We start from the raw sequence: 22,986 nt of genomic DNA on the forward strand, positions 1-22,986 counted from the left end.
AAGGCGGCAAGTGAGCGAGTCCCGATGAGCTTACATAAGTAAGTGATTCGGGTGAGTAAGCGTAGCCAACGCATCTGCGACTTGAAGTATGAAGGGGAGAGACGCTGCTGCAGAACGGACGACAGTTTTAAATAGTTTGAACTGTTTTCTGCTTTGCAGTGGCGTGCATCCATACTTACTCAACTTCCAGGTAGCCACTATGACTCAGCAATCTTTCGATAATAAGACGCCTTTGCTGACACCGTCACTGACGGAGTTTGATGCGGCCAGGCCGTATCTGGAATTCCATGACATTGGCAAAACTTTTCCGGGCGTGAAAGCGCTGGACGGTATTTCATTCAATTGTTACGCCGGACAAATTCATGCGCTGATGGGCGAAAACGGAGCGGGGAAATCCACCCTGCTGAAGATCCTCAGCGGGAACTATCAGCCTTCCCAGGGCAATATTCATATCAAAGGCCAGCCGGTCGCGTTCAGCCATACCACGGATGCGCTCGATGCCGGTGTGGCGATCATTTATCAGGAACTCCATCTGGTGCCGGAAATGACGGTAGCAGAGAACATTTATCTCGGGCAGTTGCCGAGCAAACACGGTTTTGTAAACCGTAAATTGCTGCGTTACGAAGCCAAACTTCAGCTTGAACATCTCGGGCTGGATATCGACCCCGATACACCGCTGAAATATCTCTCCATCGGCCAGTGGCAGATGGTGGAAATTGCCAAGGCGCTGGCGCGCAATGCCAAAATTATTGCATTCGATGAACCTACCAGTTCGCTTTCTGCACGCGAAATTGAACAATTGTTCCGTGTTATCCGTGAGTTACGGGCAGAAGGGCGTGTGATTTTATATGTCTCACACCGTATGGAAGAGATCTTTGCATTAAGTGACGCCGTCACCGTTTTCAAAGACGGACGTTACGTTCGCACCTTTGACGACATGACACAGGTGGATAACAGCAAGCTGGTGCAGGCGATGGTTGGCCGTAATCTCGATGACATTTACGGTTACGCGCCGCGTCCGCACGGCGAAATTCGCCTTGAACTGGATGAGGTGAAAGCACCGGGCGTGAGAACGCCGGTCAGCCTGACGGTACGTCAGGGCGAAATCGTCGGCCTGTTCGGGCTGGTGGGTGCAGGGCGCAGTGAGCTGATGAAAGGATTATTTGGTGGTACGCGTATTACCGGCGGTACCGTCCGGCTGGACGGTGTAGCGCTGAATATTCGTAAACCGGCAGATGCGATCCGCCAGGGCATCATGTTGTGTCCGGAAGACCGCAAAGCTGACGGCATTATTCCTGTGCACTCGGTGCGCGACAACATCAACATCAGCGCCCGTCGCAAAACGGTGAAGGCAGGGTGCCTGATCAACAACGCCTGGGAAGCGAAAAATGCGCGTAAACATATCGATGCGCTGAATATCAAAACCCCCAGCGACCAGCAACTGATCATGAACCTTTCAGGGGGCAATCAGCAAAAAGCCATTCTGGGCCGCTGGTTGTCGGAAGAAATGAAAGTCATTTTGCTGGATGAACCAACGCGGGGTATCGACGTTGGCGCCAAGCATGAAATTTATAATGTGATTTATTCACTGGCAAAACAAGGCATTGCGGTGCTGTTTGCGTCCAGTGATTTACCGGAAGTGCTGGGTCTGGCCGACAGGGTGGTGGTGATGCGCGAAGGCGCAATCTCCGGCGAACTGTTGCATGACGACGCCACCGAAGAAAAAGCGCTGGGGCTCGCTATGTTGCGCACGCCAGTTCTTGATTCTGCCCATGACGCTGCCTGACTGAGGAGCAAAAATATTATGTCGAGTATGACAACCAATTCAGCCAAACCGGATCAACCTTCAGCAGCCTCACGCGGCGGCCAGGGTCTGATGCGTATCTGGGACAGTTACGGCATGTTAGTGGTGTTCGCCGTGCTGTTTATCGCCTGTACCATTTTCGTGCCAAACTTCAGTTCTTTCATCAACATGAAAGGGTTGGGGCTGGCGATTTCGATGTCCGGCATGGTGGCCTGCGGGATGCTGTTCTGTCTGGCTTCCGGTGACTTCGATCTGTCTGTTGCATCGGTGATTGCCTGTGCGGGCGTTACCACCGCCGTGGTGATCAACATGACCGAAAGCCTGTGGATCGGCGTTGCTGCCGGTTTACTGCTCGGGATGCTGACCGGTTTGCTCAACGGTTTTGTTATCGCCCGTCTGAAAATCAATGCGCTGATCACCACGCTTGCCACTATGCAGATTGTGCGCGGTCTTGCGTACATCATTTCTGACGGTAAAGCGGTGGGCATCGAAGACGAACGTTTCTTCACCCTCGGTTATGCCAACTGGCTGGGGCTGCCTGCACCTATCTGGCTGACGGTCGGCTGTCTGATCATCTTTGGTCTGTTGCTGAACAAAACCACCTTCGGGCGTAACACGCTGGCGATTGGCGGTAATGAAGATGCGGCGCGTCTGGCCGGTGTGCCGGTGGTGCGTACGAAAATCATCATCTTCGTGCTGTCCGGGCTGGTATCAGCGGCGGCGGGGATCATTCTGGCGTCACGTATGACCAGCGGCCAGCCGATGACCTCACTGGGCTTCGAGTTGATCGTTATCTCTGCCTGCGTATTGGGTGGCGTTTCCCTGAAAGGCGGTATCGGTAAAATTTCCTATGTGGTTTCCGGGATCCTCATTCTGGGTACCGTGGAAAATGCCATGAACCTGCTGAACATTTCTCCGTTCTCGCAATATGTGGTTCGTGGCTTGATCCTGCTGGCGGCAGTTATCTTCGACCGCTACAAACAGAAAGCGAAAAAGACCGTTTAATCTGGTTTTGTGATAACGCTTTCACGCAATCATCACGCGGCATTTAACGCTATTACGGGTTAAATGCCGAAAAAACGCGTGGTTGTTCACAATTTAGCAACCTTTACTGGCAGCGTTTTCACTGCCGATTAGAATAGATGAAAAGTCCATAGTCCAGTGAAGTTTCAGGAGGTTCGATGTATCACCGTATGATTCAGGATCAGCAGCAAAATCCGCTGTTACCGGGTTACAGTTTCAATGCCTATCTGGTCGCCGGTATGACACCTATCCTTGCTGACGGGCCACTGGATTTCGCCATCGACCGTCCGGGTGGAATGAAAGGCTACATTCTTAATTTGACGGTGAAGGGGCAGGGTAAAGTCTTCGACGGCGAAGACACGTTCTACTGCAATCCCGGTGATCTGCTGTTATTCCCACCGAAAGCCCGCCATCTTTACAGTCGTTCTGCCAACGCCGACTCCTGGTATCATCGCTGGGTGTATTTCCGCCCGCGCGCCTACTGGGCAGACTGGCTGGAATGGCACACCAAAACCCGCGATGTCGGGCGTCTTTCTTTACCGAATAATACCTTGTTGCTGGAATTTGACCGTCTGTTTGCCAACATCGAACAAACGCAAAAATCGGGGCGACGTTTTTGCGAAGAGCTGGGGATGAATCTGCTGGAACGTCTGTTGCTGCGAGCCATGGAAGAAGATCCGCAGAGTCCGCAGAAAATCATGGACCCACGTGTCATCGAAGCCTGCCAGTTTATTACCGGCAATCTGGCGGGTGAGCTGCGTATCGATGAAGTCGCGCGCCATGTTTGCCTCTCACCATCGCGGCTGGCGCATTTATTCCGCGAACAGGTCGGGATCAACATCCTGCGCTGGCGCGAAGATCAGCGGGTGATCCGCGCCAAACTTTTATTACAGACGACGCAGGAATCCATCGCGACGATTGGTCGTGTGGTGGGGTATGACGATCAGTTGTATTTCTCGCGGGTCTTCCGTAAACGGGTGGGGGTCAGCCCGAGTGATTTCCGCCGCCGGAGTGTGGAGATTAACTATCCGGCCAAGCCGTATAAATCACATCCGTGGCCTGAGCATGAAAATGCCGTGGCGTATCATTTTTGAGTTTTTGCCTTGCTCTTCTCCCATAGCAGGGGAAAGTCAAAGCACTGAACTGCTCCCTCCCCTGCGAAGGGGAGGGTTGGGGTGGGGTATTAAGGTCAAATAAATAAGTTGAAGTTTGCTTTGGTATAGGTGTTAGCCTTTAAAACCCCCTCCCGTCCTCCCCCTTCGCAGGGGGAGGTGCAAAATTATTGATTAAAAAAACTCTGTTTCAAAGCCCGCTCCACACCCCGCAGTTCTGCCAGTCCCCGCAGACGTCCAATCGCCGAATACCCCGGATTGGTTTTCTTATGCAAATCATCCAGCATCTGATGGCCGTGATCCGGACGCATCGGGATAGCGCGCAGATTGCCAGCGCGGCGACGTGTTTGTTCTTCCGTCAGAATCGCTTTGATAACCGCCACCATATCCACATCACCATCTAAATGATCGGCTTCATGGAAGCTTTCCGGCACGTCTTCGCGCTGGGTGGCGCGCAGATGGATGAAGTGCACGCGGTCGGCGTAAGTGGTCATCATTTTCACCAGGTCATTATCTTCACGCACGCCGTAAGAACCGGTGCAGAAGCAAAAACCGTTGTGGATACTGTCGACCGTTTCTTTCAACCACTGCATATCTTCAATGGTGGAGATAATACGCGGCAGGCCGAGAATAGGGCGCGGTGGATCGTCCGGGTGAACTGCCAGACTTAAACCGCATTGCTCGGCAACCGGCACAATGCTGCGCAGGAAATGCGCCATGTTTTCGCGCAGTTTGGCTTTGTCGATACCGTCGTAAGTCGCCAGACGCGCACGGAACTGATCCAGCGTGTAGCCTTCTTCCGCACCCGGTAAACCGGCAATGATGTTAGACACCAGCTGATCTTTCTCCGCCTGCGTCATCGCCGCAAAGTATTCGGCTGCCTGTTTTTGCTCATCCGCGCTGTAATAAGACGTCGCGCCTTCGCGTTTCAGCAGATGCAATTCAAAGGCCGCAAATGCGATATGGTCAAAGCGCAGGGCGCGTGAACCGTCCGGCAGCAGATAGCCGAGGTCCGTGCGTGTCCAGTCGAGAACCGGCATGAAGTTATAGCAGACCGTATAGATGCCGCATTCCGCCAGATTACGGATAGATTGCTGATAGTTAGCAATGTGCTTTTCAACATCTCCGCTGCGGGTTTTGATTTCCTCATGCACCGGAATGCTTTCCACTACGGACCACACCAGACCTTTGGCTTCAATTATCGCCTTACGTTTCTTTATCTCTTCTACCGGCCAGACTTCACCGTTAGGAATATGGTGCAGGGCGGTAACCACGCCGGTTGCGCCAGCCTGACGCACATCATCAAGTGAAACCGGATCGTTCGGGCCGTACCAACGCCATGTCTGTTCCATGTGTTTTCCTTAAAATTGTTAACTGACTGTCTGAATGTAGTTGACGCAGGGCCGGTGATAAGTTCAATCTTAATGCGCGGTCTGGTCAGGTGGTCTGCTGGTCAGGCCATCAGACCGACATATGATTCAGCATCAAACCGAACATTAATGTGACCGGGATAACAGATCTGGGATTCAGCATGAACACGGAGAAAATAATGGCATTACCCACCCTTAAAGTTGAACGGCTGTATCGCCAGATTTCTAATGTATTGATTAACTGCATTAATACCGGACAGTTTGCCCCGGGCGCGATGATCCCGTCTGAACGGGATTTGTCTAAACAACTTGGCGTCAGTCGTTCATCTATCCGTGAGGCATTGATTGCGCTGGAGATCACCGGCTGGGTGGAAATCCGTACCGGCAACGGCGTGTACGTCAGCGACCCGTTGCCGCAGGCCACACCTGCGGTGCAAACGGTAAGTACCGAAGAGGAATTCAGCCTGCAATCGCTGGTGAAAGCGCGTCAGGTTTATGAATCTATGACAGCAGAACTGGCGGCGATTAACGGCACCGACGAACAGCGTGAAAAACTGAGAGCTATCGCCCGGGAATTAAACGAACTGAATGCTAATAACGACGCTTTTCTCGAAGCTGACCGCCGTTTCCATATGATGATCAGCGAAATGACCGGCAACGAAGTGCTGCACGATATGATGGGATATTTGTGGGATAAACGTCGTTCACGTCGGTTTATGCGTCTGGAGAGTCATTACACCGAAGTGGATTTTGCCCGTGAAATGAATGCCGATCATCAGGGGATTTTAGACGCGATTCTGGCGCAGGATGGCGCAGGGGCGAAGGCAAGAATGAGCCGGCATTTACAGCATGTGTATGACCAGTTATTTGCGGAATAAATGCAGAAAGACGGACAACTCCCTCCCCTGCGAAGGGGAGGGTTGGGGTGGGGTATTAAGGTCAAAATCTAAACCTGAGGTTTACTCTTACCCGGTTCTAGCCCTTAAAACCCCCTCCCGTCCTCCCCCTTCGCAGGGGGAGGAGCAAACCAAAACCTTGCTTACCGGTTTCATTCAGCTCGGATACGGCACCCATCCCCCGCCATTCAGGCGAATATAGATTTTCCCCTGATATTCCATCACCACTGAGTTCTCATTTTCAGATACCAGCGGCGTTTGTGGCAGGTTCGAACCGAAGGTTTTCCAGTCCATCGTCGGGCTGGTAAACACTTTGCCATCGACTGCGCGGGCGACCATTTCTGAAATCGCCTGATAGCTGCTCTGGCCGTCAATTTTCATTGGTGATGGCGCGTGCGGTGCCTGCATCCCAAAGAATTTCACCCCGACAGGAATATGGGTAATGCCCGGACTCGGGATATCACGCAGACCCGAGATTTGCATCTTGTCGCCCACCAGCGCGGCGCCGTGTTCAGGCACCACCACCAGCATCACTTTGCGGCCGGATTTATCCAGCTGATCCATAAAGATATTCAGCTGATTCAGCAGAGTTTGCGCACGGTTATGATAATCCGCGCCCTTATTGCTGCCCACGTAACGGTTGCCGTCATGCAGCGGAATCAGGTTAAAGAAGGTTGCGGTGCGTGCGGTACCGGCTTTCTCCTGATTCTCCAGCCAGCGGGAGAACAGTTGTCCGTCGTTGAAAATCGGTGAGCCATCAAAGGACGTCAGCTCATAACCCAGACCGGCCTGGGACATCAGCGGAACTTTCATGTCAGCATCATCACGCAGGTTACCGATGTAATTACCGAACACACCCGTATGGTCCATTGCCAGCTGAGGCGTGAAGCCCAGACGCGCGAGATCGTCAAACAGATAACACTGCTGACCGGCAGGCTGATACAAATCATGATGCGATGTCTGACCGCAACTGGCGCGCAGCAGGCGGATGGATGCCGGGCCGCTGTAGGCTGTGGCTGAATTGAAATTGCTGAACACAAAATCAAAACGCGACCACAGCGGTGAATTCGAAAGATTCACGGCGTCCAGATCTGACCAGGCCAGCGAACAGATGTTGATCACCAGCAGGTCAAACGGCTGTGCATCGGCAGGAAGTGCGTCGGGGAACTTCGTCGCCTTACGCCGTTCGTTTTGGTAGAACTGCTCTAAATAAGCGTTCAGGTTGGCATTGGTTGGCGGGCCGTTCACGGTGTTATCAGTGGCTGATGGCGCAACGGTCACTGGTGTCGTTACGGCATTTTGGGCGATAACCGGTGGCGGCGAATGTGCGAAAAACGGTGTGATCAGCCCGCTGAGGTTAAGCCACAGCAGCGCAATGACGGTAAACGTGGTCAGCCGGATCCACTGGGATATAAACAGATAACCGACCAGCAAAGCGAAACCGATGGCAATCCACTGCCAGTTGATAAAGCGATCGGCCAGTTCGAGCAGATAACTGAAACTGAAGCCTGCTACGTCCGCCCCCTGATTGACAATTGAACGCCAGCCAGGCAGCCAGGTATCGTGATACAGCAACGCCAGCCCGAAAGGCAGGGCAATCCACTGTCTCCAGCGGTGCAGGCGCAGCGAACGTAACGGGAATAGCAACACGGCGGCAAAGACGACATTGCTCAGGGCATCAAAATTCAGATAACCCTGTGAAAGCAGAACAAATTTGAGTAAAAAATAATAGTTCCAGGCACCGAGGCCGCGCCAGGATTGCCAGATCCGCAAACGCGGCGAAGAAGATTGCGATTCGTTCATAGTGAAGTTTTGGATTTTCCTGTAGCCGCAGAAGTTTCAGGCAAAGTAGCGGAGCGTTTGCGGTTCTTATTGATGCTGCTGATGGTCATGGGGGTTAAATAACGCGGCGACAGAAATCGCGTCGCAAAGCGGTTTTTCCAGCGCGGCAAACGGCTACGCAGGGCATATCCCAGCGGGATAAAAATCACCGCCGCCAGAATAAAGATTTCGATAATATCCTGAATATCCATCTCTTTTACTCCCGCGCCTGAATAACTGGCGTATCGCTCACGGCCAGCGTGATGGGAACGGGCTGATGAACCTGGGCACGTTTTAAAGGTTCAGTTTTATGCGCCACAAAAGGCTGCGCTTCAGACACCGGATTTGCCATCGGCGGCCTGGCGGCCAGACGCAAAACTTCCGTGCGGATATCCAGCTCCTGACTCCAGAACGTCTGGCTGGTGAACACTTCTTTGACCGGCAGATTAAACAGAAACGCCAGTACATTTTCGACGTCGCTGACCTGACAGTTCGACAGGAACAGATACAGATGACGCCCGGTAACGGTCAGAATATCGCCGTCGCGGCGCAGAGAACACAAAGACATCGCCTGCTGCGGGCTGATCCCGGCGGCAGGGCGCAGCGAAATTAAAATGCCCCGGGATTCCGTCGCCAGCGCGGCGTGATTCCAGATATCGTGCATGACTTCGCAGAAAACCGGCAGTGGCAGATAACCCTTATGATGCGTGGGCAGACGGCTGTCGAGCAGCAGCCCGATATCATCCGGCACATGGCGGGTATAAGTGAGATTTTGCAGGTCATCGAGCAAGGTCAGAAAGTTGGAGAGGCGCGCTGCTTGTGGCACAACCAGATTCGCACCACAGGCCTGGAGCAGACGCTGATCGACATAGCGCAAAGAAGAATTCATTTCGCGCACGACAATTTTTAAACCATTGCCACGCTGCATGCGTAAACGATGAACCTGACGGGCCAGCACTTCCACTTCGTCATTACCGGTGAGGGCGAAAATGACCGTCGCCGATCGCGCATGTGCCGCGCGCTCGCTCAGCGCCTCATTATCATCGAACAGGAACCAGCGTTCTGAAAGTGCAGGTGCGCCTTCAAGCACTGAGCGTTCGGCCAGCAGCATCCACTGATCATCGCCGGTTTGTTCGGAAACAGCGGCAGAGGCGTTCTTTTGAATTTCCCAGCCGGTCAGGCGGCGCGTCAGTGGATAAAGCGTATTAGCTTCTGCCCCCAAATTGTCATGCCACCAGGAAACGCCCCACTGGTTCGGTTCAACATCTGTTTTCAAATCCGCAAGACCGCATATATTGCGATGGTATAAATGAAGCTGAGTTTTAACCGCATTAATACCGGCTCCATAGCAGATAATAAGGATAGTTGCACCTTTATTATTGACACATGCGCTCATTTCACTCAGCCAGCGGACCCATTGTTTATCATTTACTGCCTGCCAGGTACTGACCGGAAGTAATAGAATCATTAATGAGGCTGAGTGAGCAGGCAAACGATTAATATCCGCTGCAAGAGAGAGAAATGCTTTCTTCCCATTCGCTAACAGGTAATAAAACGTTTTTTTCTGATATTTTTTTAAATAAGTGAGAAGGATATCATCGTCAGATAGCCTGTTTTCTTGTGCAGTGCAAATTAAATTGTGCTGTGGGAAAAAAACGTTGACCGGAACTTCACCTTGCTGAGCCTCAACCGTTTGTCCGCAAAGATGATAAGCGGCTTCCTGACTTTCGGTGTTAACCCAGTAAAGCCCCTGAGCCTGCATCCGGGCTAATCCATTCCAGAATTGCTTCATGCCCAATGAAAAGGAGAGTGCCATATAGTTAATCTGCTTGTATCGTTTTTGATTAAAAGTCTGCTTGGGACACACTGAGAAATGTGAGTATAATAAATTCTATCATTGCTACATTAAATAATCATAATACTTCACAATAATGTTTGATACTAAAAAGCCCAGACAGGTAAGCGCATTTTGGCTGTCGTGGTATCAGTATTTAGATTGAAGCAGGGAGAAAGAATCGGTGGGAGCCAATATTGTAGACCCGGAGGAATCCGAACCGACGAAAGATGATGATTTCTTTGCACTGAGTCACCTTTTTTCTTTGTCAGAATTAAATTATGTCGATATAGCCCGTAAAGAAAAGATTCCGCAACTAATGTCCCGCTGGCCGCTACTGGCTGAGCTGGCGCAATACGGTGAACGCGGCGCGGAGAAAAAATAATATGGCTGTCATTGCCTTACAGGGAATTCGTGGCGGTACGGGCACCACTTCAGTCACGGCTGCACTGGCCTGGGGTCTTGCGCAATTAAATGAAAAGGTTCTGGTCATCGACTTTTCACCGGAAAACTTACTGCGATTGCACTTTGGTATGCCTTTCGCTCAGGCTCGCGGATGGCGCTATGCGCACAATACAGGAGAGCCGTGGCAAAACTCCGCACTGCGTTACCACTCTCATCTTGATTTCCTGCCTTACGGGCATGCCACGACCGGCGACGCCAGTCAGCCGGATTTTGACTGGCAAAAGGCGATCACTCAGCTTAAAAATACCGGCGTATATGACTGGATCCTGATCGACTCTCCGGCAGCCGATCCGCTTACCGCGCAAAAAATTGCCGACAGTACGGTAGTGCTTCTCCACGCCGATACCCAGTCACACACCCGTTTACATCAGTATGTGCTGCCAGCCAACGGGCGCTATCTGCTCAATCAGTTCATTCCTTCCAGTCAGTTACAGCAGGATATTTTGCTGTTATGGCAGGAAACTTTGCCCGTTTTGATTCCGGTAATTCTGCACCGCGACGAAGCCATGGCGGAGTCACTGGCGGCGAAACAACCGGCAGGGGAATGGAATAGTAACAGTAAAATCAGTCGCGAAATTAACACGCTGGCGAACTGGTTCCTGCTGCATTTGCGCCATTCAGGGGATGTGCATAGCCAGACAATGGGGCGGAGTCCGGAAAAATGAACCGCGTGCTCAACCTGTTTCTGGTGCCGCCGGTAGTTTTCGAATTACAAAACCGCTACCGGTACTATCGCGCCAGCCACTCCTCACGGACCGCCGCTGGCGTAATGATTTTCTGCGTGGCGCTTAGCTGGCTGTTTTTGCGTTTTGAATCCCCAGTCTGGCAGCGTGTTAAAGCACAACGCACCCGCTGGTATCCGCAAATTTCGCCGTCGCGCCCGCGTCTGGCCGATCCGCTGCGCTATATCGTGCAAAGCCTGTGGTTGCTGATCATCCTGCCTGCTGAAAGCCGGCGCGGGCGTGTGATTCACACCCGCTGGCCACAGCAGTTGCGCAAAAAAGTCCATTTGTGGCTCGAATTATTACCTGAACAGGTCACACACAGTCCGCTGGAAATTAAGGTCACGCGCCGTATCGGCAAAATGAGCCGTCTCGGTAAACGTATTCTGGTCTGGATGACCGCACTGGTGGCGCTCACCCTGGCGATGTTCTGTATTTCTCAGCCTTTTAGTTACATCGCACAGTTCGTCTTCGTGGTGCTGCTGTGGAGCATTGCGATGATTATTCGCCGTATTCCGGGCCGCTTCCCGGCGCTGATGATGATCGTGTTGTCGCTGACCATTTCCTGCCGTTATTTATGGTGGCGCTACACCTCAACGCTGAACTGGGAAGATCCGCTGAGTCTGATTTGCGGCCTGCTTCTGTTAGGTGCGGAAACCTATTCCTGGACGGTGCTGGTGCTGGGCTATATCCAGACCCTCTGGCCGCTCAACCGTAAACCGGTGCCGATGCCTGCAGATGTCTCGACGTGGCCGACGGTGGATCTGCTGATCCCGACGTATAACGAAGATCTCAGCGTCGTGAAACCGACGCTGTACGCCGCGCTGGGTCTCGACTGGCCCCGGGACAAACTGACCATTTATCTGCTTGATGACGGCAACCGGCAGGAATTCGCCGATTTTGCCCATGAAATTGGTGTGAAATACATCGCCCGTGAAACGCGTGAAAATGCCAAAGCGGGCAACATCAATAACGCACTGAAACAGGCGAAAAGCCAGCTTGTGGCGATTTTTGACTGCGACCACGTGCCGACCCGTTCTTTCCTGCAACTGACGGTCGGCTGGTTCTTTAAAGATAAAAAACTCAGCATGTTGCAAACGCCGCATCATTTTTTCTCGCCCGATCCGTTCGAACGTAATCTGGGCCGTATGCGCCGCACGCCAAACGAAGGCGAACTGTTTTACGGACTGGTGCAGGACGGCAACGACCTGTGGGATGCCAGTTTCTTCTGTGGATCCTGCGCCGTATTGCGCCGCGATGTGCTTGATGAAATCGGCGGTATCGCCGTAGAAACGGTCACTGAAGATGCGCACACGTCTCTGCGGATGCACCGCCACGGTTACACGTCGGCGTATATTCGTATTCCGCAGGCGGCGGGGCTGGCGACAGAAAGCCTCTCTGCTCACATCAGCCAGCGGATCCGCTGGGCGCGCGGCATGGTACAGATATTCCGCCTCGACAATCCGATGTTTGGTAAAGGGCTGAAGCTGGCGCAACGGTTGTGTTACGCCAACGCCATGTTGCATTTTCTGGCCGGTATTCCGCGCCTGATCTTCCTCACAGCGCCCCTGGCGTTTCTGCTGCTGCATGCTTACATCATTTATGCACCGGCCGTTGCCATCGCACTGTATGTCTTGCCGCACATGATCCATGCCAGCCTGACTAACTCCCGCGTACAGGGCAAATACCGCCATTCGTTCTGGAATGAAATCTACGAAACCGTGCTGGCCTGGTATATCGCCAGGCCGACCACCGTGGCGTTGTTTAATCCGCATGCCGGGGCTTTCAACGTCACGGCCAAAGGCGGCCTGAATAAGCACGCTTACGTTGACTGGAAAATCAGCCGCCCGTATCAAATCCTGATGTTGCTCAATCTGGCCGGTTTATTCTTCGGTGCCTACCGCATTGTCTATGGCCGCCCGGATGAAATCCTGACGGTGCTGGTGAGTATGGCGTGGGTGATTTACAACATGATTATTCTGGGCGGGGCGATTGCCGTGGCGTTCGAATCCAAACAGGTGCGTCAGGCACATCGTGTAGAAGCCAGAATGCCCGCGTCACTGTTAAAACCCGACGGACACATTTATGTCTGCACCATTCAGGACTACTCCGACAACGGTGTCGGACTGGAAACCCCGAGCGCAAGCCAGTTTCATGCCGGTGACAACGTCACGTTACTGCTTCACCGTGGACAACAGGAATATACCTTCCCGATGCAGATCAGCCGCGTGTTTGGTGAAAACATCGGCATGCAGTTACTGCCATTAACCACCCAACAACATATCGATTTCATCCAATGTACGTTTGCCCGGGCCGACAGTTGGGTATTACGCGAAGACAACTTCCCTGAAGACAAACCGATGGAAAGCCTGCGTGAGGTGCTGGGGTTGGGGATCCGTGGCTATCTGCGGATGCTGGACATCGCCCCGCAACGCTACCGTCCGCTGGCGTCCGGAACCCGAACGTTTGGCCGCTGGCTGCTGTCTTTCGCTCCGCGTAATCCGCCGCTTGCCGTTCAGCCTGATGAATACAACCTGATGATGACAAAACAATGAAAAGACTTCCGTTAACCACTTTTATGGCATCTGCCTTGATGACATTGGCGTTGGGTTCTGTGGCTCCGGCCTTCAGTGAACAGACGCCTGCACCGGTTGTACCGGGCAACGCCACGCCTGCGCCTGAAGTGACCCTGCCGATGGTGGCGCCTGCGGTAAACCCGATGATTATTCCGGGTGCGCCGGTGCGCAGCGTGACATTACCGTTTGCCGATGTGGCACCGCGGCCGGGTGCCATCACCTTGCGCGGTATTCAGCCGAACGGACAGATTGAGTTCGGTGTGCGCAGTGACGAAGTCGTGACACAGGCCACACTGAATCTCGAGTTCACGCCGTCGCCATCGCTGATCCCGGTTCAGTCGCATCTTAAGGTGTATCTCAACGACCAGCTGATGGGCGTTGAAGTGATTGATAAAGACCAGCTCGGCAAGAAAAATCACCTGCAGATGACCATTGACCCGCGTTATGTCACCGACTTCAACCGCATCCGTCTGGAGTTTATTGGTCACTACCAGAACGTCTGTGAAAACCCGGCGAACACCACCCTGTGGCTGGAAATCGGCAAGGGCAGTTCGCTTAGCCTGCAATATCAGAAACTGCCGCTGAGCAACGATCTGGCACATTTCCCGGTACCGTTCTTTGATGCGCGCGACAGTCGTCCGCTGAGCCTGCCGATGGTCTTTGCCACGTCTCCGGATGCCGGCCAGCAACAGGCAGCGGCGATTCTGGCCTCCTGGTTCGGCACCAAAGCCCAGTGGCGCGGGCAATCCTTCCCGACGTTGTATAACCAGTTGCCGGACGGCCACGCGGTGGTGTTTGCAACCAATGGCAAACGCCCTGATTTCCTCAAAGAATTGCCGCCGGTGAAAGGGCCGGTGGTGCAGATGATCAGCCGCCCGGATAATCCGTACATCAAAATGCTGCTGATCCTCGGTCGTGATGATCAGGACTTACTGACGGCAGTAAAAGGCATTGCGCAGGGGAATATCCTGTTTCGTGGCGAAACGATCGGCGTCGATAAAGTGGACAGGATCCAGCCACGCCAGCCGTATGACGCGCCAAACTGGGTGCGTACCGATCGCCCGATGAATTTTGGCGAACTGAAACAGTATGCGGAACAGTTACAGTCTGACGGCATCCAGCCGAATCCGATCACGCTCAACATTAATCTGCCGCCGGATCTGTTCCTGATTAACAGCTCCGGTATCGATATGCGGCTGAAGTACCGTTATACCTCGCCACAGCTGAAAAACACTTCTCGCCTGAGCATCAGCCTGAATAACCAGTTTGTGCAGGATCTGACCCTGAAAACCGGACACGATGAAGATTCACAATTACTGCATCTGTCCCTGTTACAGGGGCTGCTGGATGGCAGCAAAGACCTGAATATTCCCGCGCTGAAACTGGGTGCGGTTAACCAGATGCGCTTCGATTTTGACTACACCTCGCTGCTGGCGAGCGGCACCGAAGGGCGCTGTGAAACCTATAACACCGTGCCAAATCATGTGGTGATAGATGACAGCTCCACTATCGACTTCTCCGGTTACCGCCATTTCATGGCGATGCCTGACTTGCGCGCCTTCGCCAACGCCGGTTTCCCGTTCAGCCGCCTGGCGGATTTATCCCAGACGCTGCTTGTGGTTCAGCCGCAACCGCAACCGGTTCAGTTAACTACGCTGCTTGATACGATGGGCAATATTGGCGCACTCACCGGTTATCCGGCGCTTGGCGTGGGGCTGACCGAAGATGCGGCAAAAGCAAAATCCACCGACGCCGATCTGCTGGTGATCGGCAATCTGCCTGCGGATTTGCGTGACGACAGCATGCGCGATGAGAAAAAGGCCAGCTTACTGATCGAGGCAGCGCGCGATGCGGTGAATACGCCAGTCCGCCAGACGTCGTTACCGGATAACACGGCACCGGCCAGCGATGCGCGGGTGGATGCCAGCGCGCAAATCAGTGCGCAAGGCCCGATTGCGGCGGTTGTCGGGTTACAGTCGCCGTACTTTGATCAGCGCAGCGTGGTCGCGCTGATGGCAAACGGTCAGCAGGGCTTCGAAATGCTGAACAAGTCGATGCAGGATAGCAAACAGAGGGCGCAGGTCTTTGGCTCGGTGGCGGTGGTGCGTGATTCCGGCGTCAGCAGTCTGAAAGTCGGTGATACCTATTATGCTGGCCATTTGCCGTGGTGGGAGCGGGTATGGAACGCCCTGGCGAACCATCCGGTATTGCTGGCGGTTATGGCGGTGATCGTGGTGATTCTGGCAGCAATCCTGTTGTGGACCGGTTTGCGTTCTCTGGCCCGTCGTCGTCTGTCTGATGATGACCAGGAATAAGTCCGTGAACACACAGCGCACAAACCTGTTTTTGCGCGGCAGACTGGCCCTGACGATCGGGCTGGCCTTGCTGGCTGCGCCTGCGGTTGCAGCCCCCGTTGTTTCACCGGAACAATGGTTACTGGAACAGGTGCGGGTCGGTGAAGCCAGTCATCAGGACGATCTGGTGCGTCAGTCCCTGTTTCGCCTGGAATTAATGGATCCGCAAAACCCGAAAGTCATGTCCGCCCGTTTACGTTTGCTTCTCCGCGAAGGCGATCAGGCCAAGGCACAGCAGCAACTGGAAAAAATTAAACAGGTTTCGCCTGGTTCGGATGAATACCGGCAGGCGCAGCTGAGCCTGAAAATCGCCTCCCCGGAAATGCAGCAAAAACTCCAGCAGACGCGGTTACTGGCAACGGCAGGGCGGCTCGATGAAGCCAAAGCGCAATATGATGAGTTGTTTGGTGGCCAGCCGCCAACGCTGGATCTGGCAGTAGAATACTGGCAACTTATTGCGCGGCTGCCGGGGCAAAAAGCCCGTGCGCAGGCACAGCTTCAGGCGCTGAATAATCAGTATCCGGGTGATGTGCAGTTACGTCTGCAACTGGCGCAGATGGCGTTTGACGAAGGGGATAACGCCAAAGCTGTCGGGCTGATTAAGCAAATCGCCGCCACCAATGAAGGGCGTTCTCCGGCCGCTGATTTATGGCTGCAGAAGATTAAGGACCAGACTGTGGGCAACCCGAGCGTCGATGCCTTGCAACAGTTTATCGCCACGTTCGACACCGGTCCGCAGGTGATTGCCGCGCAGCAGGAACTTCAGCGCCAGCAGGCGTTACTGGCCGATCCGCGTTATCAGGCGCGACTCCGTGGTCTGGCGCAGATTAATAATGGTGGTTCCACCGGCGCGATTGCGCCGCTGAAGCAGGCATTGCAGGCGCAACCTGACGATGCTGAAGTCCTCGGTGCGATGGGGCTGGCTTATTCCCGCGCCGGTAACCGCCAGCAGGCGCTGACTTTGTTTCAGCGGGCGAAAGCCGCCGAAACAGATGGCTATAACGCGGGTAAATGGAACAGCCTGATCCGGTCCAACAGCTACTGGCTGAAAATCGAGCAGGGCGATAAGGCATTGAAAACCGGGCTGCTTGATCAGGGCGAAGCGGCTTACAACCAGGCGCAACGTCTGGACTCCCGCGACCCGTGGGCGCAGATCGGGCTTGGGGATGTGGCGGTTGAGCGCAAAAATGACACGCAGGCGGAGCAGGCTTACCGCCGCGCACTGAAGCTGGAGCACGATAACAGTAGCGCCCAGCGCGGGCTGGCGAATATCTATCAGCGTCAGTCGCCGCAAAAAGCGCTGGATTACATTAATTCATTGCCTGGTGCATCGCAGGCGAAACTCAGCGATAAACAGCGTGGACTGCAAAGTGACGTTGTCACTGCGCAGGCGCAAAAATATGCCGCCGAACACAACTGGAATCAGGCTGCGAACCGCTACGGCGAGGTGCTGAAACTCAATCCGGACGATGTCTGGACGACCTACCATTATGCCAGTGCCCTGCGTGAGGCGGGTGAACCGGCGCAGGCGGATGCGGCTTTTGCACAGTTTGCGGCGAAGCGTCCGGTGGATCCGCAACAGGTTTACGCTTATGCGTTGTATCTGTCCGGTTCCGATCGTGACGACGCCGCACTGCGCCATCTCAATACCTTGCCGCAGGCGAAATGGGACGACAACATGCGCGAAATGGCGCAGCGCATTCAGCTCGGTAAAACCCTGACCGCCATTGATACTTCCCTTGCTGCCGGTAATACCTCGCAGGCGAAACAGCAGTTGCAGCAGGCTGATCTGCATGAACTCAGCCTGAATCAGCAACGACAGGTCGCCATGGCCTGGCGTGATGTCGGTGAAACCACCAAAGCGGCGGCGCTGTTACAACCCTTGAAAACGGCTGCGCGTTCACAGCCGGACGGACAAGACAAGGCGCTGATTTATCGCAACGCCGCCAACCTTGAGCAGCAACTCGGACAGCCACAAACGGCGCGTCAGGATTACGCACAGGCGATGGTCGCCAGCGGCATCACCGGTAAAGTGCCAGAAGATAACGACAGCTATACGCGCCTGACCCGCAACAATGCCACGGATGACTGGCTGAAACGCGGTATCCGTTCAGACGCGCATGATCTGTACCGTCAGCAGGATGTGAATTTCACGCTGGACACCGATTCGTGGACATCAAGCGGCACGCCGGGGAAATCTGATCTCACGGCCAACACCACCATGTTGCAGGCGGATATGCCGGTTTATCAGGGGCGCGGATTCCTGCGGGCCGACTGGGTGCGGATGGATGCCGGAACCTTTGATAACGAAGACGGTAATTACGAAGCCAGTTTCGGGACCTGTAGCGATCAAAACTGCCGCCGTTACCGCAGCCAGAACGCCAATGGCGTCAGCCTTGGCGCAGGATGGGAAAATGACAAATGGAAAGGCGATTTAGGCACCACGCCACTGGGTTTCCCGGTTGTAGACTGGGTCGGCGGGCTGGCTTACAGCGGTGACTGGGGCGATATCGGCTGGACGACCACGGTGTCGCGCCGTCCGGTTTCCAGTTCGTTACTTTCTTTCGCGGGCGCAAAAGATCCGGGTACCGGCACCACCTGGGGCGGCGTTCGCGCGACCGGTGCCAGCCTGGGATTAAGTTACGATCAGGGGCAGGCTAACGGCGTGTGGGCTGATCTCAGCGCGCATCAGCTGACCGGTGAAAATGTCGAAGACAACACGCGCGAACGCCTGATGGGGGGCTATTACTACAAAGTCATTAACGAAGATAACCGCCGCGCCACGGTGGGGCTCAGCTCCATGCTCTGGCATTACCAGAAAGATCTCAGCGGTTACACGCTGGGACAGGGCGGTTACTACAGCCCGCAGCAATACTTCTCACTCTCCGTACCGGTCAGTTATCGCCAGCGCACGGAGAACTGGTCATGGCAGCTTGGCGGTTCGGTCTCCTGGTCGCGCTCCTCAACCAGCGATCAGAAACGCTATCCGATCCAGAATCTGATCCCGGATTCATTACCGGATAAAAATGCCATCGAAACTGGCAGCAGTAGATCCGGTTTTGGCTATACATTGCAGGCACTGCTCGAACGGCGCGTCAGTTCTCACTGGACCGTCGGCGGGGGGATTGATATTCAGCAGGCGAAGGATTACACGCCAAGCCACTTTCTGCTCTACGCGAGATATTCGATGAGCGGCTGGCAAGGGGATCTGGATATGCCGCCGGAACCGTTAGTGCCGTATGCGGACTTTAAATAATGCCAGACCGGGCATTAGGGCGGTTTTTCGCTTGCAGCGAGGGCTTGATCGAGACAATTTCGGTTTATTAATAACGGCTATCACTCTGCTTTGATCGCCGAAACCGACCAAAAGGGGCCATGACGGGCCCCTCTTGGATCTCCCACGTCTTAAACTGCGCGCTATCGCGGGCACGACGGACATGTTCATTAGCAACAGTGAGTGGCGTAAAATGTCATCGCTGCGCGATTCCCGAGTTTCAGGTTTCGAGCCTCGGGTCTCGAACCATTCACTCGGTGCCATTTTTGAGCACGCCAATCAACTTATTAAAAAGACGAAAAACAGGCTGTCTTTGAATTTAAGATCGTGCGGGCGTTTCAGAAAGCTTGCTGAATGAGAGGTTGCAGACCTGAGGCTGCAATCCCGAAATGAAGGCACCGCGTAGCGGCAAGATTTCCAGCCTGTCACTGTGATACCTGAAACATGATTTACTAGCGATAGCGCGCAGTGAAAAAGCGCGGAGTCCAGAGGCCCGCGCGTTACCGGGTCTCTGGTCGGTGTGGGCCGACGCCCACGGTCTTGACCTTAAGCCTAGTCTGGGTGGCAACCCAGGTTTTACCCTTAGCGGCCAGCGAAAAGCGAAATTAAACAGCGCTTTGTTTATACCTGTCCGTCCCCCATCTCACCATTCCTTCCAGCAACTGTTTCAATAACACCTGCAATTCAGCCGCCTTATCAGGCGAGTAAGCAAATGGCTCCATCTCCTCCATGTAATTCACCTGCGCCAGCTCAAGCTGAACAGTGTGAATATCCACATCAGGCTGGCCGTAAGCCCTCGTGATATATCCACCCTTAAAACGGCCATTAAGCACATGGCTGAAGCGGGTTTGTTGCTGGCAGGTTCTCTCAAGGATTTCACTCAGCGCCGGTGAACAGCTTGCGCCGCTGTTGGTGCCGAGGTTGAGATCCGGTAACTGGCCGTCGAAAAGACGCGGGATCACCGATGCAATGGAATGCGCATCAAACAGCAGTGCATAACCGAATTCCTGTTTCATGCGCGCCAGTTCTGACTGGATTTTCTGGTGATACGGTTGCCAGATTTGATCCAAATATTGCTGGCGTTGGGTATTTGTCGGCGTCATGCCTGGTTTGAAGGTCGCGCGACCATCAAATAACGTCTCGGGATACAAACCCGTGGTGGCAGTGGTATACAGCGGTTTATCGTCGGAAGGCCGGTTGAGATCGATAACGAACCGTGAATACTGGCCGACCAGAATGCTGGCACCCAGTGAGCGCGCAAAATCGTACAGTTGCGGGATATGCCAGTCGGTATCGGAAAGCGGCAGGGCGGCTTCGCTCAGACCGCTGGCGACTTCTGGCGTCAGATGTGTACCTGCGTGAGGGATACTGATCAGTAACGGCGCTGTCCCCTGGATAAAATGGTACGGTTCAGCGATAACATTGGCAGTTGAAAGGCTCATGAACGGAACTCTCCTCGTACTTCTCCACGAAAAACAACAGTGCAGGGCAACTGACCGCCCAGCCAGTAAACCAGCCCGGCAGGACGCGACAGTGGCCAGTGTATAAAGTCAGCGACTTTGCCCGCTTCCAGCGTGCCGTGCGTGTCCTGTAAACCCAGCGCACGTGCACCATGGCAGGTGATCCCGGCCAGCGCTTCTTCAGGCGTCAGGCGGAACAAGGTACATCCCATGTTCAGCATCAGACGCAAAGAAAGCGCAGGCGATGTGCCCGGATTGGCATCACTGGCCAGCGCCATCGGCACCCGATGTTTGCGGAACTCATCCACCGGCGGGCATTGTGTTTCGCGCAGCAAATAATAGGCCCCCGGCAGTAATACGGCGACGGTGCCGCTGGCGGCCATTGCCTGAGCATCTTCTGCTGTGGCGTATTCCAGATGGTCGGCTGACAGCGCATGATGTCGTGCAGCCAGGGCGCTACCATGCAGGGAAGACAGTTGTTCGGCGTGTAATTTAACCGGTAAACCTAAGGTTTTTGCGGCATTAAAAACCCGTTCAACCTGTGCCGGTGAGAACGCCAGATGTTCACAAAAGGCATCGACGGCGTCGGCCAGATTTTCACTGGCAACCACCGGCAATAATGTGTCGCAGATGAGGTCAATATAGTCATCAGCGCGTCCTTTGAATTCCGGCGGCAGGGCATGAGCGGCAAGGCAGGTGGATTTCACCTCGACTGGCAGCATGACACCTAACCGGCGGATCACCCGCAGCATCTTCAGCTCGCTCTCTACACTCAGCCCGTAACCCGATTTAATCTCAACACAGGTTACGCCTTCGGCCAGCAAGGGTTGTAAGCGGAACAACGCCTGAGCCAGAAGTTCATCTTCGGTGGCCTCGCGCGTGGCATTGACGGTGGAAAGAATTCCCCCACCGGCTGCGGCGATTTCTGCGTAGCTGACGCCGTTCAGCCGCTGTTCAAATTCTGCGCTGCGGTCGCCGCCAAATACCAGATGCGTATGGCAGTCAACAAAGCCCGGCGTGATGATCCCACCGCTGAATTCATGCTGTGTGGCGCCTGCGAAAACCGGACAATCTGCGGCAGGGCCGGTCCAGACGATTTTCCCGCCTGCGACAGCAATCGCCCCGTTTTCAATCAGGTTGTAATGGCCGTCCTGCATGGTGACCAGCGTGGCACCGCGCCATACGCTGTCACAACGGGAAGGGGGTTCGGAAGAAAAAGAAGGGGATATCGCTACCGGCATGACAGGCTCCAGGCTGAATTCATCTTGTATAGACAACTAAAGTCAACCTAACGCATAACCGTTAAACCGGCAAGGCACCCGGCGATAGTTTTTTCTTATTACGAGACGTCTTCCAAAATTTGAACGAAGAGATAGCGGCCGTACAAAGCCGCCATTAAGGTGTGCCGGAATCAGCCGTGGCTGGTGAAACGTCCAAATAATTGATAGCGGGAACCCGGGTAAATCAGGCGCGCGGAAGTCACTACGCGGCTGCCGCTCCAGGTCCGGCGGTGGATCAGGAGACAAGGCTCATGTTCATTCAGTTGCAACAGCTCGCGTTGCTCATCGCTGGCACTGATGGCTTCAACGCGATGTTCACCCGCCGTCAGCGGCGCGATTTCCATCAGGTACGTATAGGGCGTCTGCTTGTTCAGCACCTGTTGCAGATAATCGGGTGCGGTTTCCGGGTTCACAAAACGGTCTTCAATCTGCACCGCGACGTTGTTTTCGTAATGAACAATTTGCGAATAAAACATCATCGTGCCAGTGGCGATACCCAGTTGCAGCGCCTGATCGGCATCCGCCAGCCGCGCTTCACACACCAGAATCTTGCTGTCATGGCGATGACCGCGCTGGGCAATTTCATCGGCAATGTTGTGTACTTCCAGCATCGGCGTGTAGGCCTTGGCTTCGGCCACAAACGTGCCGACACCCTGCATGCGGATCAAAAAACCTTCGCTGGTCAGTTCACGCAAAGCACGGTTGATGGTCATACGGCTGACGCCAATTTCATTGACCAGCTCACTTTCAGAAGGTACCCGCTGATGCGGTTTCCAGACGCCGGCGCGGATCTGGCTGATGATCGCCTGTTTCACCCGCTGATAAATCGGTGCGGGTGTATCGCTCATCGCGGCCGCCAGTTCGGACAATGTCTGCTGCGACACGCCCTGTTGTTGTGTGACCTGATGTGGCGCGGCACCATTTTGAGAAAGTGGTGTGGGCTCCGACATGTCTCTTACCTCACTCAATGAAATTCCAGAAATATTGGGAAAGCT

Annotated in this window: 16 protein-coding genes; 9 read left to right on the forward strand and 7 right to left on the reverse strand. The window is 54.2% G+C overall.

The genetic code is table 11. The features are described from left to right. The first annotated feature begins 199 nt into the window (after window positions 1-199). From araG to araC, 3 genes are all read left to right on the forward strand, one after another. Complete coding sequence (gene araG, locus GW591_RS05850) at window positions 200-1,786, forward strand: L-arabinose ABC transporter ATP-binding protein AraG (protein WP_013575454.1); 1,587 nt, start codon at window positions 200-202, stop codon at window positions 1,784-1,786. Between the two features lie 18 nt (window positions 1,787-1,804). Beyond that, complete coding sequence (gene araH, locus GW591_RS05855) at window positions 1,805-2,809, forward strand: L-arabinose ABC transporter permease AraH (protein WP_013575455.1); 1,005 nt, start codon at window positions 1,805-1,807, stop codon at window positions 2,807-2,809. Window positions 2,810-2,985: 176 nt separating this feature from the next. Beyond that, entirely contained in the window at window positions 2,986-3,921 is a 936-nt protein-coding gene (gene araC / locus GW591_RS05860) for an arabinose operon transcriptional regulator AraC (RefSeq protein WP_013575456.1), read from the forward strand. Between the two features lie 185 nt (window positions 3,922-4,106). Here the strand turns inward: araC and uxuA are convergent, their stop codons facing one another. After that, window positions 4,107-5,291 (reverse strand): mannonate dehydratase, encoded by a 1,185-nt coding sequence (gene uxuA, locus GW591_RS05865; protein WP_013575457.1) that lies wholly within the window; start codon window positions 5,289-5,291, stop codon window positions 4,107-4,109. 197 nt (window positions 5,292-5,488) lie between these two features. Between uxuA and GW591_RS05870 the strand changes: the two genes are divergently transcribed. Further along, entirely contained in the window at window positions 5,489-6,187 is a 699-nt protein-coding gene (locus GW591_RS05870) for a FadR/GntR family transcriptional regulator (RefSeq protein WP_013575458.1), read from the forward strand. Between the two features lie 174 nt (window positions 6,188-6,361). Here GW591_RS05870 and bcsG read toward each other — a convergent pair whose 3' ends face one another. Genes bcsG through bcsE form a run of 3 tightly spaced genes read right to left on the reverse strand, consistent with a single transcriptional unit; the run spans window position 6,362 to window position 9,842 of the window. Beyond that, entirely contained in the window at window positions 6,362-8,008 is a 1,647-nt protein-coding gene (gene bcsG, locus GW591_RS05875) for a cellulose biosynthesis protein BcsG (protein ID WP_166860295.1), read from the reverse strand. Further along, window positions 8,005-8,238 carry a cellulose biosynthesis protein BcsF gene (bcsF, locus tag GW591_RS05880; protein ID WP_013575460.1) on the reverse strand — a complete coding sequence of 78 codons (234 nt, stop codon included), beginning with the start codon at window positions 8,236-8,238 and terminating at the stop codon, window positions 8,005-8,007. Before bcsF ends, bcsG begins: the two co-directional genes overlap by 4 nt. Before the next feature lie 5 nt (window positions 8,239-8,243). Next, complete coding sequence (gene bcsE / locus GW591_RS05885) at window positions 8,244-9,842, reverse strand: cellulose biosynthesis protein BcsE (RefSeq protein WP_121019360.1); 1,599 nt, start codon at window positions 9,840-9,842, stop codon at window positions 8,244-8,246. Window positions 9,843-10,044: 202 nt separating this feature from the next. Here bcsE and bcsR point away from each other — a divergent pair, with 202 nt between their 5' ends. The 5 genes from bcsR to GW591_RS05910 are packed head-to-tail and all read left to right on the forward strand — an operon-like array spanning window position 10,045 to window position 19,233. Next, window positions 10,045-10,245 carry a cellulose biosynthesis protein BcsR gene (gene bcsR, locus GW591_RS05890; RefSeq protein WP_013575462.1) on the forward strand — a complete coding sequence of 67 codons (201 nt, stop codon included), beginning with the start codon at window positions 10,045-10,047 and terminating at the stop codon, window positions 10,243-10,245. Window position 10,246: 1 nt separating this feature from the next. Beyond that, window positions 10,247-10,990, forward strand: a complete 744-nt coding sequence (gene bcsQ, locus GW591_RS05895) for a cellulose biosynthesis protein BcsQ (protein WP_013575463.1) — start codon at window positions 10,247-10,249, stop codon at window positions 10,988-10,990. Next, the gene (bcsA, locus tag GW591_RS05900) at window positions 10,987-13,602 is read left to right on the forward strand and encodes a UDP-forming cellulose synthase catalytic subunit (RefSeq protein WP_013575464.1); all 2,616 of its coding nucleotides are present in this window, start codon (window positions 10,987-10,989) and stop codon (window positions 13,600-13,602) included. Before bcsQ ends, bcsA begins: the two co-directional genes overlap by 4 nt. Next, entirely contained in the window at window positions 13,599-15,938 is a 2,340-nt protein-coding gene (gene bcsB / locus GW591_RS05905) for a cellulose biosynthesis cyclic di-GMP-binding regulatory protein BcsB (protein ID WP_166860297.1), read from the forward strand. The genes bcsA and bcsB overlap by 4 nt, the downstream gene beginning before the upstream one ends. Before the next feature lie 4 nt (window positions 15,939-15,942). Further along, complete coding sequence (locus tag GW591_RS05910) at window positions 15,943-19,233, forward strand: cellulose synthase subunit BcsC-related outer membrane protein (RefSeq protein WP_166860300.1); 3,291 nt, start codon at window positions 15,943-15,945, stop codon at window positions 19,231-19,233. Window positions 19,234-19,856: 623 nt separating this feature from the next. Here the strand turns inward: GW591_RS05910 and hutG are convergent. From hutG to hutC, 3 genes are all read right to left on the reverse strand, one after another. Beyond that, on the reverse strand, window positions 19,857-20,693 hold the full coding sequence (gene hutG, locus GW591_RS05915) for an N-formylglutamate deformylase (RefSeq protein ID WP_166860302.1): 837 nt from the start codon (window positions 20,691-20,693) through the stop codon (window positions 19,857-19,859). After that, window positions 20,690-21,952, reverse strand: coding sequence for an imidazolonepropionase (gene hutI, locus GW591_RS05920; RefSeq protein WP_013575468.1), 1,263 nt, complete (start codon window positions 21,950-21,952; stop codon window positions 20,690-20,692). Before hutI ends, hutG begins: the two co-directional genes overlap by 4 nt. Before the next feature lie 170 nt (window positions 21,953-22,122). Then, window positions 22,123-22,941: a histidine utilization repressor gene (gene hutC / locus GW591_RS05925; RefSeq protein ID WP_013575469.1), complete on the reverse strand. Its 819-nt coding sequence runs from the start codon at window positions 22,939-22,941 to the stop codon at window positions 22,123-22,125. Window positions 22,942-22,986 lie beyond the last annotated feature (45 nt).

This window comes from Rahnella aceris (assembly GCF_011684115.1).
Lineage (GTDB): Bacteria > Pseudomonadota > Gammaproteobacteria > Enterobacterales > Enterobacteriaceae > Rahnella > Rahnella aceris.